The sequence below is a fragment of the Cohnella laeviribosi DSM 21336 genome (assembly GCF_000378425.1).
Taxonomy (GTDB): domain Bacteria; phylum Bacillota; class Bacilli; order Paenibacillales; family Paenibacillaceae; genus Cohnella; species Cohnella laeviribosi.
On sequence record NZ_KB899811.1, the window covers coordinates 1 to 12,832 of the forward strand.

Genomic DNA, 12,832 nt, shown 5'->3' on the forward strand with positions numbered 1-12,832 from the left:
GTTCCAGCTTCTTCATTTTTTCGTAGTCCACAAACAATTGGGATTTCTCACCGGTGGGAGCAAACTGCCTTCTCCAAGCCCGAATACTTCTTACCGGGATGTCCAGCTCCTTGGATACTTCAGCCGGGGTTTTGCCGCTTTCTTGCATGTGCTTAACGGTTTGACGTTTAAACTCGTCGTCAAAATGTTGACGGATATCCCCCATGACACACCTCGACCTTTTGGTTGGTTATATTGTACGGGCCGCTACTACGGCGTGTCCACTTTTTAGTCTACATGCAAACCGACATCTACGTGCGGACACGAGAGACGCTATTAGAGGAAAATGGCGCCATTTCGGCGAGCTAACGGACACGAGCGACCTTATTCGCCGGAAATCCGAAGGAAAAGCGCGTGTTGGGATGAAATAAAGGAACTGAGGTCCGGTAACAGGAGGAAGCGGCTCATTTCTGAACAAATAACGTCTATACGGTCCGCTTCATGATTGTGATTTGGTTTGGCAGGCTTTCTCGCATGCCAAATAAATTCAAGGGGAGTCGCCGACGACTCCCCTTGCGTGCAATTCGGATCCGCTTTACGAAAACAACAAAAAGTGCGTTGCCAGCGGCCGCTGTCTTCCGTCGGACGGGTGATTGATCACGCGTCCTTTGAAAACGAGCGTTGAGGAGCCGCCGCCGTCCAGATTGTAGCCGTCCACCGTCCCGTACCGTTCGAGCAGCATCTGGATCTCCTTCAGCGTCGCTCCGGAGCTGCCGGACTCGTCCCGGCCGTCGATCACGAGAAAGAGGAGCTGATCGTCCTTGTAATTGGCGATCACGGTGCGCGGCGCCCGAGCCGGGCTTGTCTGCCACTTGGGGGGAATGGCCTGGTTAACGCCGTTTTTCCGCAAAATCGGCACGAACGACGCGCCGTACATCGGCTGCAGCTTGTCGAGCTGCTCCTTGCGGGTGAATTTCCCGCCGATCAGCTTCAGGTTTTTGTTGATCCCGACAAAAAACAAATCGGAATGGCTCGCCTCGAAGCCGTTCGCGTACTGGCCGTCCACGATCGTCGTGCCGAGCGGATAACGCTTGCCTCTGGCGTCGGCGAAGCCTCCCGCGTTCACGCCGGCAATCGCGCCGTACCGCTTGACGGCCGCCTGCGTCGTCTCCGCGCCGCCCAGCTTGTCCTTGCCGAGCACAAGCTTCATCGCATCGGCCGACTTCAGCTTCACTTTCAGCGCATACCCGCTGAAATGCTGCGCCCGGACCGCGAACAGCTGCGCGCGCAGCTTGTCCGATTGGACAGTGTCCTTCGGCGTCCCGAGGCGGGAGGTGATCCGTCTGTCGTAAATCGCGGCCGGGCGGCCGACTTGCGCCTTGGCCGTGCTCAGCATCGACTGCATATCCCGGTTCGTCTTCGCGTACAGCTCGGATACCCGCTTGACCGACGCGGAGATCGCCGACGCTTTCGCAACCGCGGCATCGAGACGCTCCGCGGCGGGCCGGGTCTGCTCGGTAATGGCGGAATCCCGCGGCCGTTCGATCCGGCCCAGATCGTCCAAATGTATCTGGAGGGAAAAATCGGCGGCCATGAACCATCCCATCATGCCGATAAACGGGGCGCAGGCAAGCAGGAGCGTCCGGTTCATCCTTTTGACGGGCGCCGTCATTTTAACACATCCAGTTCTTTCTTCAGTTGATCGAGCTGCTTCTTCAGCTCGCTGATTTGCGTGTACAGCTTGTTGCTGTTGTCGGTTTTGCTGTTCGCGTTATCCTGCGTAAACGTAAGCAGCTCGTTCAAGGAGTCGATCTTGGATTCCAGCTTGCCCATTTCTTCCGTGTAACCCGTTTTCAGCTCTTGGATCCGCTTTATGTAGTCGGATTTGAGCGCCTCGATTTGCGCTGCGGTCTGGCGCTCCACGTCTTGCGCGATCTGATGCTTCAGCTTGCCGGCGTACCAGACGGATCCGGCCATGCCGGCCCCGACCAGGACCGCCCACAGCATAAGAAAAGAAACGACGGACGGCTTCGACGTTCTGCGCGGCTTTCGAATCATGGTGTCTGTCGGCACGTTCATCGGTACTTCGGAATTCATAATGACTGCAATTTCACCTCAACATCCCTCAACATCTTATGATGAAAAATCATTGTACCACAGTCCGCTGGGCCGGTGAAGAACGGAAGCGCCCACTTTCAATCGCTATATTCTGGCAATGGCGGAGCTGCATTCCGGCAATGGCGGAAGACGCGGAAAGCCGGCCCGGTTCACCCGGAAGCCGGCTTTCCGCCTAGGTCGATTCGATCGGCAGGTCGATCGGGCTCGCTTGCTGGTCGTCCGGAACCTTGCGGTCCGCTTCGGAGGCGCTTGCTTCCTCCGCCGCGCCGCGGAGGTTGCGCTTCTTGCGGTAAACCCAGAGCGCGTACTCCAGCGGGCGCGTGATCGCTTGCCGGTAAACGGTTCGTTCTCCCGCCCGGATGAACACCTCCCGGGCCGGCTTCGGATTGACTTCGAGCAACCATACGCGGCCGCTGCGGTCAATGGCCAAATCGAGCGCCAGCTCGCACAGCGCGCCGTAGGAAGACTCCAGATGGCGGGCGACATCGACGCCGAGCTTCTCCGCCGTCCGGCGGATTTGCGCGATCTCTGCCTCGCTGCCCACCCACTGCTGCAGCAGGCGGTTCATCGGCGCCGCTTCCCCGCCGCCGTGCAGATTGGACGTAATGCTGCGGGCCGGGCCGATGCGCCCCGCGCAGCCGGTCACCTCCCACTCGCCGGAGCCGTTTTTCTGCACCAGCATCCGGTAATCGTGCACCCGGCCGTTCGGCAGCTTGATGTTGAGGCCCTGCTGCGCGATATAGCGGTCGCCTTTCGTCGTCCATGCGCGCAGCGCGGCGGCCAACTGATGGCGCGTCACCCGCTTGGGCGCCACAATGCGGCGGCGGCGGTCGCGTCCCTGCAGCAGAAATCCGCTCGGCTGCCGTTCGATTCGCAGAATCCCCCGTCCGCCGGTGCCGTTGATCGGTTTCAGATAGACGAGCGGAAACCTTTTGAGCAGCAGCAGGACATCGTCCGCCGACTGAAACGGCCTGGTGACCGGCAAATGCTTGCGGAACGCCGCGACTTGGGACAGCGTCCGGTAAACGGTCCATTTGTTGCGCAGCGGCCGGTTGAGAAACGTCAGGTGGCCGTATTTGCGGCGAAAGGCGAGCAGCTGCTCAAAGCGCTTGGAGCGCTGGATGCGGCAGCGGTCGTAGATCATGTGCGGGAAGCGGACCCGCCTGCGGCGCCAGCTTCGCGTATCCGGGCTGTATACCATCGCATGGATGCGGTTTGACCGTTCCTCCACGTCCTGCGGGGTGAAGACGAAGACGTCGAGGCCGAGCCGCTGGCCGGCAGCGGTCATCTTTTCGTAAACGGATCGTTCCTCCAGCGCCTTTTTGTCGTTCAAGTAAAGCGTTAGAATTCCCAGGACGGGCTGCTTGGACACAAGCTCACCTCCGGCAGGGAACGGGTTTTGCCGTCGAATGTCATCGGACAGTCCCTTCTTTGGTTTGTCGCAAGCGTCCGTACAAATATTGGCTGTATTGAAAAATTCGCTCCAGCGATTTCCTGCGGATGTGCGGTTCGTCGAATTTCATCGGTTTGGAATTCGCTTCGAAAAACCACACGTGGCCTGTCGTATCCACCCCCAGGTCCATCGACATTTCCCCGAGCCGGTGTTTGGACGAACGCTCGATCTGCCGGGCGAGAATGAGAGCGGCGTTGCGCGCTTGGGCGAGCACTTGCTGCGCCCTTTCGCGGCCGAAGACGGAAACCAGCAGCTTCTCGGGCTCGTCGATCTCGCCGCCCCGGGGAACATGCGTCGTAATGCTGGCGTTGCCGGCCACCCGCGCGCCGATTCCGGTCAACGCCCAATTGCCGGTCTCGTTCTTCTGCACGAGCGCCCTCAGGTCGAAGGGACGGTCGTTGACCGAAGCGAGGGCGATGCCCTGCTGCGCGATATAGGGTTCTCCGAGCGCGTCGGTTTGCGCCTTGATGCGTTCCCACAGCTTTTGCAGCGTCGAGCAGCGGTAGGTCCGGCTTCTTTTTTCGTTCTGAATTTGGAGGCGATAGGGCAGATGCTTTTCCGGCTGGGTCTTGACCGTCATAATGCCGACTCCCGCCTTGCCGCGTATGGGCTTCAAATAAAGGAGAGAGTGGCGCTTGAGCATCGACGTCAGCACCTGCGGCTCCGTCAGCCGCTTCGTTTCCGGAATGTAAGGCTGCGTTGCCTTCGATTTGTTCAGCCATTGAAACAAAGACCACTTGTTAAAAAAACGGCGGTTAAACAGCTTGACGCCCGGATATTTGGAGATCAGCATCAGTTTCTTCCGGACCCGCGGCAGCCTCTCGTCCTCCCGTTGCGGAATGCGGTTATACACGACATGGGGCTTCGGAAAATACCCCTTGACCCAAACCTCGCGTTCGCGGCGGTACGTGTAGCCAAGCACGCGGCTGCGGCCCAGCTTCAAGTTCCGGACCGTCACGACATAGGCCAAATAGCCGAGCTCCCGTCCGGTTTCGATCAAGTCGGCAAAATTGTGCCGGTTGCCCCGGAACAGCTGGATATCGTCGTCGATCGTCAGAATGGCCAGCACCGGCTTGCCTTCGGGAACCGATTCCGTCTTGGCGCTTTCAGTCAGCGGCGCAGATGAAGTGGCGGCGTTCATGAGGATTCTTCCTTCCGGCGGAATTTGCTGAGATACAGGCAGTGATCCAGGATATATTCCAGCGAGGCGCGTCCCTGCTCCCGCAAAGCCGGATGCTTGAAGATCGACCGGCCGGGCTTGGCGTTCGCTTCGAACATCCAGACCTCGCCGTCTTGGTCGATGCCGATATCCAGACCCAGCTCGCCCAGCGTATGGTTGTAATTGCGCTCGATCGCCGCCGACAGTTTGACCGCCACCGCCTTCGCCTCTTGAAGCACGGTCTGCGCCCGGCTTCCGAACGTCCGGTTCAGCGCCTGCTCGGGCGTCATCAGCGAGCCGCCGTTTTTAATATGCGTGGTGACGCTGCCCCGGCCGGCTTTCTTGGCGCCGATTCCGGCGACGACCCACCGGTTGTTGCCGTCTTTGTGCATGTGGAACCGAAAGTCGATCGGGCATTTGTCGATTTCGATCAGCCGGATGCCTTGTTGCGCGACGTAACTCGCCAGTCCGCTGCCGTGCCGCGCCCGCAGCATCTTCATCAGGCTGTTGAACGAGGTAAACCGGAGCAGCACGTTTCCCGAGCCTTTCCGGTACCGGACGAAGTATCCCTTTCTCGGATGGTAGGTCAATCGGTAGATGCCGACTCCGAGGCTGCCGCTCGTCGGTTTGTAATACAGAAAGTGATGCTTCTCCAGCAATTCCTTCAGCTGCTCGGGCGTCGGGTTGTTGACCGATTCCGGCAGATGCTGCAGCGCTTCGGGGTCCTTTTCCAGCAGGGAATAGACGTCCGATTTGTTGAAAAAGCTCCAGTTGAAAAAAGGAATTTGCCTGCTTACGAAGCGCTCGCGAAGCGTCGCGATCGCCGAACCGTTCTCCGCCCGCCTGCTCGGAAGCCGGTTGTACACGACATCCGGCAGCGGGACCACCTTGCGGATCCAGCCTCCGCCGCCGTCCAGAAACCAGCCGTACACCGTTTCCTGTTGCCAGTTGATATCCCTCGGGGTGAAGGCGAAAAAGTAGCCTTTTTTCTGCCCAAGCGCAAGAAGCTGCTTGATAAATCCCGTTCGCAAGCCGAACGGAGCGGACGCGGAACCGTTCGAGTTGTCGGTCAAAATGCCGATTAACGGACCGAGCTGAATTTCCTCGTCGTCGTTGGTCAAATAAACGATTCCCGTTTTCGGTATCCGCACCGAACGCCTGAGCCCCGCCGACAAATAGACGTGGTTGCCTTTGCGCTTGACGGTGCGGACCTTCGCGGGGACGACGTCCCGGCCGAGCTTGACGTTAATCGATTTGCGTCCGTTCAGCTTGAGTTGCTTCGCGAGGGGGCTGGAGAGCCAGACGATTCGCTCCGGTTGCTGCGTGAAGTGAACGTTACACAAGGTCAAACTCATGAATTACCCTCCCAGATGGTCGAAGCAAGATATATCGGGCATAAGCAAGCGGCCGCTCTATGGCTGTCTGAGCCGCGGCGGCGCCGGCGCATGCCATTGCGGCGCGCCCGGGTTTGGCGTTTGCTTCCAGAAACCAGATTCGGCCGGAGCGGTCGATGCCGAAGTCGAGTCCAAGCTCGCAGAACCGTCCGAAAGCTTCCTCGAGCCGCTTGATGACGGCCGCGGAAACGCGCCGGATTTCTTGCAGCATCGATTCGCATTCCTTCTCTCCGAAGCGCGACGCCAGAAACGTCCGCGCATGGCGGGGGACGCCGCCGCCGTGCAGGTTGGCCGTCACATTGCCGGTCCGGCCGGCGCGGACCGCCATGCCCGCCAGCGTCCACCTGCCCTTCCCGTTCCGTTGCGCAAGCACGCGCAGGTCGAACGGATTGCCGTCGGCATCCGACAGCGAAAGAAGGGGCTGCATGATGTAAACTCTGCCGCCGATCCAGCGGTGAAGCCGCTCGATCGCCTCCTGGACGCTTAGGTTTTCGAGGCGGAAAGGGGCGTTGGCGGAGGTGCGTCCGCGGATCGTTACGGCGCCCTCGCCTGCGGCGGAACGGATCACCGCCGCGACCCTCCGGCCGTGCGAGCCGTTCGAAGGCTTGAGAAACACGGCTCCCCCATGAAGATCGAGCCAATCGGCCAACGCTTTTTTCCCCTTGTACAAAGCCGTCGGAGGAAGACGCGGAGCCAGAAGCGGATCGCGCGCCAAGATCCGGAACACCTCGGCTTTGCCGGGGAGCCGTCCGTTCAGCCGAACGACGGCATGCGCGCCCAGCATCCGGTTCAAGCTGCTACGGAACCGCCGCCGCTGCTCCGCATTGCCGGGCCAGGCACGGTCGTAGACGAGCGAAGGAACGGCGCGCTCTTCCCTGTGCCAGCCGCCTTTCGCCTGTGCCCATCTCCAGGCCTGAACGGACCGGCGGTCCGCATTCCAGGTCCAGGGCGCGAAGGCAAACACGTCGAGTCCGTAGCGCGGGGCCGCGCGCATGAGGCGGCGTATGAAATCCGACTCGGCGAAGGGAGGCGTCCCGTCGCGTTCGCAGATGAGTACGCCGAGTTCCCCGCGCTTTTCCGGCATGCCCGCCGGCAGGTTAGAAACCGGACAAAAATCGGGCATATTGAATCATCATCCGCACGGAAGGGCGGATTTTCCCCTCGTTTAATGGTGTGTTGTCTTTTTTGGACGGTTTGGAATTCACCTCAAGCAGCCAGATCTTTCCGCCGGTGTCGATTGCAAGATCAATCCCCAGTTCCCCAAAGTGCGCCGGAATGTGCGTGTCGATGCCCCGCGAGATTTCCAGCGCGGCCCGCGAAAGCCGGGCCAACGCGTCTTTCCGGTAGGCGGCGGGCAGATTGGATTTGGCCACGGCTTCCCGGACGGTGGCGAGCGTTCCGCCCCGCGCCAAATTCGATACGTAATGCTGATTGCCCGCGATCCGGCCGACGATGGACGTCACCGTCCATTTGCCGCCGGCATTTTTTTGCGTAAGCGCGCGAAAATCGATCGGGCGTCCGTCGCTGTCGATCAGCGTCAAGCCCTGCTGGATCAAATACCGCACCGTCTTCATCTTGGCGGCCATCGACGAGTAAAACTTGAGCAGGCTCGGGTACGTCTGCTTTTTCGTGCCGCCCGCCGTCGTGTATAAAGCCTGCCATCCGTCCGGGCCTTGCCGCGACAGGCGGATAATGCCTTTGCCGAGGCTTCCCCTAACGGGTTTCAGGAAGAGGACCGGATAGCGGGAACCCATGCTCTTCAGCGTCGCATATTGGCGCAGCAAGTGGGATTCGGGCAGGTAACGCCGCAGCGCCGCATCGTTTCCGAGCGCCTCGAACACTTCGGATTTGTCGAGGAACTTTTCGTTGAATACGTGCGCGTCGTACCGTTGCTTGATTTCCTTCATGAACCGCTGCACGGCGGGCAGGTTTTCCAGCTTCCGGGTGGTCAGCCGGTTGTTCACAATGTCCGGGGCGGGCAGCGATTTCCGTTGCCAGCCGGAATTGTAGATCCAGCCCTCCACCCCGTCATGGCCGGATCCGATGCCGGACGGAGTGAAGAAATATACGAAAGCGCCCTCGTTCCGGCAAGCGTAGGCAAGCTCCCGGCAAAACATCGTCATGTTTCCGAAAGGCTTGTCGGGCTGCTGCGGGAAGTCTCTGCTGACCAAAACGCCGATCAAAGGTCCAAGGGCGAGCGTCCGGGAAGCCGGGCGGTACTGCAGCCTTAGCGGAATTCCGGAAAAAATCCCCATCCGATTGGCCAGCGAATGATTGATGCGCAGACCGTCATATCGCGGCACGGACAAGACGGTTACGGTTTGCCTGAATGAACCGAATTTTAGCGTCAGTTGCTGCTGGGCCGGGATTTTGGCTTTCTTCATCACGGATTCCCCCAGCATCAGAACGTCTTCGGCCAGTATGCCGGAGCTGATGACCTGGACGTCGATTTTCGGGGTGGACATACATCGGTTCTCCTTCCACCGTGTCGAATGTCTAAGCGCGCGGCGCCCTTAGGTTTCTTTCCCGGGGGCATACGAGAATACTCCATCATATGAGGACATCTGTCCGTCGGTGATTGGCCACGCGAGTCGAAAAGGGTTATACTTATCGTACGGAACGGCAAAAGAAGGCTGCGCGAATGCGCAGGTTACAGGCATTGTTATGGCAAAGGGATGTTGAAGCTTGAACAACGATTGGTACGAACACAGTTTTGGGGAGGATTACCTTATCGTTTACCGCCATCGCGACTCGGCCCAGGCTCAGCGCGAAGTCGAGGCCATGATGGGATGGATGGAGCTTCCGCCGGGGGCGAGCGTGCTGGATGTCGGCTGCGGCATGGGGCGGCATGCGATGGCGCTGCGCGATCTCGGGTACGCCGTGACCGGGCTGGACCTGTCGGAGGTGCTGCTGGCGCATGCGCGCAGGAACGATCCCGGGCGCAGCATCCGATGGGTAAGGGGAGACATGCGCAAGCTTCCTTTTGAAGACAAGTCTTTCGATGCGGTGGTGAACTGGTTTACCTCGTTCGGCTACTTTTTCGAGGACGAAGAGAATGCGCGGGTGCTTGCCGAAATCGGCCGGGTACTGGCTCCCGGCGGGAAATTTTTGATCGATTTTTTGAATGCGGCCTATGTCGAACGCCATCTGGTGCCGCTGTCGGAGCGCACGGACGGGCCGACCGGCCTTCGCATCCGGGAGGAGCGGTTCATTCGTAACGGTTATGTCGTCAAAAAGATAGCCGTCTCGTCTCCGGACGGCGATGTGCGGAACTACGAGGAACGGGTGCGCCTGTTCGGACTCGAATCGTTCCGCAAGATGGCGGCCGAGGCGGGTCTGGTGCTGGAATCGGTGCGCGGCGGCTATAACGGCTCTCCGTACGATCCGGATCAATCGCCGAGATTGATTATGACGGGCAGGCGTCCGGCATGAGCGTCTCTTCCTTCGTGACGGAACACGGCAACGGCTGGCTGCGGATCAAGGTGCCGCTGCCCTTCTCCCTGAAATGGGTCAACGCCTACCTGCTGCCGTCGGACGGAGGCTGGACGCTGATCGATCCCGGACTCAGGTCGGCGGACGCGGAGGCGTGCTGGCAGGAGCTGCTGCCGCAGTTGGGAATCGGCTTTCGCGACATTGCGGCGATCGTGCTTACGCACCATCATCCCGACCACTACGGGCTTGCGGGATGGTTTCAGGAGCGGACGGGCGCGCCGGTCTATATGTCGGAATCGGCCCATAGGGCGGCGCTTAGGATGTGGGGCGAAGGCGAGACGTTTTCCGAGGAACTGGTTGCGGCGTTTCTGGCGTTCGGGCTGCCGGGGGAACGGGTTGCGGCCATGCGCGGCCATCTGGCCGGCGTCTTGTCCCAAGTGCTTCCGCATCCCGAAGACGTCCGGACGATCGTACCCGGGGAGGCGCTGCCGGTGGAGATGGCGGGGACGAACTGGCTGGCGATCGGAGGAGAAGGCCATGCGCCGGGGCACGTATCCTTCTACGATCCGCGCGGCCGGCGGATGCTGTGCGGGGACCAGGTGCTTCCGGACATTACCCCGAATATCGGCTGGCTCCCGGGGGGCGACCCCGATCCGCTGAAGTCTTACATAGAAAGTCTGGAGCGGCTGAGCGCCTATGACACCGTCATGGCGTTTCCCGGCCATCGCGATCCGTTCGCCGATGTTTCCGGCCGGATCGAAAGCACTATCCGGCATCACGACCGCCGGCTGCAGGCGATGTACGGAATCATCGCGGAGCAGGGGCCGATGACCCCGTTTGACGTGTGCGAGCGGGTTTTCGGCGCGCGGCTGAGCGGCAACGCGCATCAATTGCGCTTCGGGTTGGCCGAAACCATCGCGCATCTCGTCCGTCTGGAAGAAACGGGCCGCCTCGTAAGAATATTTAGCGAGACGCCCGGGGAAGGTTGTCCTGTCATCCGTTTCGGTGTGCCGTAAATCCGGTATCCAAAGACGAAGGCGCCCTGCCTAAGAGGAGGGCGCCTTCGTCTTTTATTCCGTATACATTCGTTCGTTGCCCCGTCCGCGCTGCGGTTCGCTTGGGATCAGACGCTTCCGCCGCCTTCCGCCCGGGCTTCCCGCTCCGCCTGCTTGCGGTGGGCGATGCGGCTCGAAGCGGCGGCGGCAATGGCTCCGACGATGTCGTCGAGAAAGGTGTGGATCTGGTTGTCGTTGCGGTCGTTCAGCTTTTTCAAAATCCCCGGCTTGAGCTTATCCACGTATCCGAAGTTCGTAAGACCGATGCTGCCGTATACGTTAACGATGCTGAGCGCAAGAATCTCGTCGCAGCCGTACAGCCCCTCGTCGTTCCAAATCATATTTTGCAGAGGCGGCAGCAGCTTTCCTTCCTCGGCCAGCATATCCAGTTGAATGCCGGTCAGCACGGCATTTTGCACTTCCCGCTTGGCCAAAACCGCTTCGACGTTCTCAATGCATTCATCCAGCGTGAGCTCGGGGAAATAATCCTTTTGGAGCAACATGACCAATTGGCCGATTTGTCCCTTGTTTACGCCCCGTTTCATCAGCCATTCCTCGGTTGCTTTTGCGACTTCTTTGCTGTTCAAACGATAAAGATTCGTATCGGACATTGCGGGCACCTCTTCCATCTCTGAATTGCGAAACTGCGCCGCTGCGGCCGCAAGCTCCCTCATACCGGACCGGGTCCGTCGCATCCGCCGTTCGGACCGCCGCAGCAAACGTTGGTTCATCGTCCCCATATCGCGGCCGGATCGACGCCGCATCCGACGTCCGGACCGAACGGCCGAAGCATCGGAGCCGCACGCTCGGTTCGCCGGGACAAACCTTTCATATCTTACGGCAGGGGCTCGTATACATAGTACTACAATCGGGGGGAATGGTGTTAACCGATAGCCCCAACAGGGAGGAATTGGTAATGTGGCCAAACGACCGTAAAAGCCGTTCAGGCAAGCTGCTTGCCGTCGCCTTGCTGCTGCCTTTGACAGCATGTGCGGCTGGCGGGCAAAGCGTGCGCAACGCATCCCCGATCGACCCGCCGCCGGCGGATGTGGAACAACAAATGCTGCAGGCGGCGGAAACGGCGCAGCAGGCGGGAACGCCGGCCGCTCCGCAAGCGGACGGTCAGGCGAACGGGCAATCGGATACCCGGACGGGCGCGCAGCCGGAAGCGCAGGCCTTGGCGCCGGCCCAGACCGAAACGGGCATCCAAGGAACGGGAAATCAGGCCAAAGAGCAAGGAGCCGACGCCGCGACCCAAGGGAAGGACGAACTGACCGTGTATTTGCAGGACCGCAACGGCTATCTGGCCCCGATGACCTTGAACCTGCCGGAGGACGGCAAGAGCAAGCTGTCTCAGGAGGAGAAGGCCGTCGCCTGGATGACTGCGGACCCGGCGCTGGCCGAGCAGCTTCCGCAAGGGTTCGCTCCGGTGCTGCCCCAAGGGACCAAACTAAGCTCGGTCGCCAAGGATGAGAAAACGGGTACCGTCACCCTCAATTTCGCCGAGCCGCTGCCCGAACTGCCTGCGACGCAGGAGCGAAAAACAATCGAAGCGCTGGTCTGGACGATGACGGAACTGCCGGGCGTACGGCAGGTCAAAATCGAAATCGCCGGCAAGCCGCTCCGCCAGCTTCCCGCTTCCGGCATTCCGCTCGCGGACGTGTTGACGCGAAACTTCGGCATCAACCTCGAGCAAGGAGAGGGCGTTCAGGCGAGCCGCTCCATGGCCGTCACGCTGTATTTCTCGGCGCAAACGGAGAACGGAGAAGGCTACTTCGTTCCGGTTACCCGCCTGGTCGAGCGGACCGAGGACAAGAGCCGCGCCGCGCTTCAGGAGTTGATCAAGGGCCCGTCCGACCAAAGCCATCTGCTCGCCGTCATGGCTCCGGATACGACCGTGGAACAGCTGGCGAAGGAAACCGACCAGATCAGCGTGTCGCTCAAAGACGCCGGCTGGGAACCGGAGCAGACCGTATCTTCGGAAATGGTGCAGGCGGTCGTGCTGACCGTAACCGAAACGGCGGGGGTGCCGAAAGTTCACATTACGCTGAACGGCACAGACCAGCTTGCCGATTCCGGCGGGCATTCGTATGCGGAAACGGTAACCCGTCCGGAACGGATTAACGCCTTGTCCCGTTAACATCGTCTCTCTCCCGTTGTTTCCATTTTTAACAGAATATACCTCGGGTGGAATCCGGGGCGGGCCGCATGGCGGCGCGGGAGTGCTTTTGTCCGCGGACTT

At 60.3% G+C, this 12,832-nt stretch carries 12 protein-coding genes; 3 read left to right on the top strand and 9 right to left on the bottom strand.

Annotated features, from left to right (window positions below; genetic code table 11):
• From F560_RS0103530 to F560_RS0103565, 8 genes are all read right to left on the bottom strand, one after another.
• Positions 1–205, bottom strand: a 205-nt coding sequence (locus tag F560_RS0103530; protein ID WP_019004330.1) for a transposase, incomplete at its 3' end; no start/stop codon positions are given.
• 369 nt (positions 206–574) lie between these two features.
• Positions 575–1,651, bottom strand: a complete 1,077-nt coding sequence (locus F560_RS0103535; protein WP_019004331.1) for a phosphodiester glycosidase family protein — start codon at positions 1,649–1,651, stop codon at positions 575–577.
• Positions 1,648–2,076: a hypothetical protein gene (locus F560_RS0103540; protein WP_019004332.1), complete on the bottom strand. Its 429-nt coding sequence runs from the start codon at positions 2,074–2,076 to the stop codon at positions 1,648–1,650. The genes F560_RS0103535 and F560_RS0103540 overlap by 4 nt, the downstream gene beginning before the upstream one ends.
• A 193-nt stretch (positions 2,077–2,269) precedes the next feature.
• Complete coding sequence (locus F560_RS0103545; RefSeq protein WP_019004333.1) at positions 2,270–3,469, bottom strand: YheC/YheD family endospore coat-associated protein; 1,200 nt, start codon at positions 3,467–3,469, stop codon at positions 2,270–2,272.
• 40 nt (positions 3,470–3,509) lie between these two features.
• Complete coding sequence (locus tag F560_RS0103550) at positions 3,510–4,691, bottom strand: YheC/YheD family endospore coat-associated protein (protein WP_019004334.1); 1,182 nt, start codon at positions 4,689–4,691, stop codon at positions 3,510–3,512.
• On the bottom strand, positions 4,688–6,064 hold the full coding sequence (locus F560_RS0103555) for a YheC/YheD family endospore coat-associated protein (RefSeq protein WP_019004335.1): 1,377 nt from the start codon (positions 6,062–6,064) through the stop codon (positions 4,688–4,690). The genes F560_RS0103550 and F560_RS0103555 overlap by 4 nt, the downstream gene beginning before the upstream one ends.
• On the bottom strand, positions 6,045–7,187 hold the full coding sequence (locus tag F560_RS0103560; protein ID WP_169449883.1) for a YheC/YheD family endospore coat-associated protein: 1,143 nt from the start codon (positions 7,185–7,187) through the stop codon (positions 6,045–6,047). The genes F560_RS0103555 and F560_RS0103560 overlap by 20 nt, the downstream gene beginning before the upstream one ends.
• Before the next feature lie 13 nt (positions 7,188–7,200).
• Positions 7,201–8,568 carry a YheC/YheD family endospore coat-associated protein gene (locus F560_RS0103565; protein WP_019004337.1) on the bottom strand — a complete coding sequence of 456 codons (1,368 nt, stop codon included), beginning with the start codon at positions 8,566–8,568 and terminating at the stop codon, positions 7,201–7,203.
• A gap of 220 nt (positions 8,569–8,788) precedes the next feature.
• Between F560_RS0103565 and F560_RS0103570 the strand changes: the two genes are divergently transcribed.
• Both F560_RS0103570 and F560_RS0103575 read left to right on the top strand, forming a co-directional pair.
• The gene (locus tag F560_RS0103570) at positions 8,789–9,535 is read left to right on the top strand and encodes a class I SAM-dependent methyltransferase (RefSeq protein WP_019004338.1); all 747 of its coding nucleotides are present in this window, start codon (positions 8,789–8,791) and stop codon (positions 9,533–9,535) included.
• Positions 9,532–10,551, top strand: coding sequence for an MBL fold metallo-hydrolase (locus tag F560_RS0103575; protein ID WP_019004339.1), 1,020 nt, complete (start codon positions 9,532–9,534; stop codon positions 10,549–10,551). Before F560_RS0103570 ends, F560_RS0103575 begins: the two co-directional genes overlap by 4 nt.
• Before the next feature lie 107 nt (positions 10,552–10,658).
• Here the strand turns inward: F560_RS0103575 and F560_RS0103580 are convergent, their stop codons facing one another.
• The gene (locus F560_RS0103580; RefSeq protein ID WP_019004340.1) at positions 10,659–11,201 is read right to left on the bottom strand and encodes a phosphatidylglycerophosphatase A family protein; all 543 of its coding nucleotides are present in this window, start codon (positions 11,199–11,201) and stop codon (positions 10,659–10,661) included.
• 305 nt (positions 11,202–11,506) lie between these two features.
• Here F560_RS0103580 and F560_RS22385 point away from each other — a divergent pair, with 305 nt between their 5' ends.
• Positions 11,507–12,730, top strand: coding sequence for a GerMN domain-containing protein (locus F560_RS22385; protein WP_019004341.1), 1,224 nt, complete (start codon positions 11,507–11,509; stop codon positions 12,728–12,730).
• Positions 12,731–12,832 lie beyond the last annotated feature (102 nt).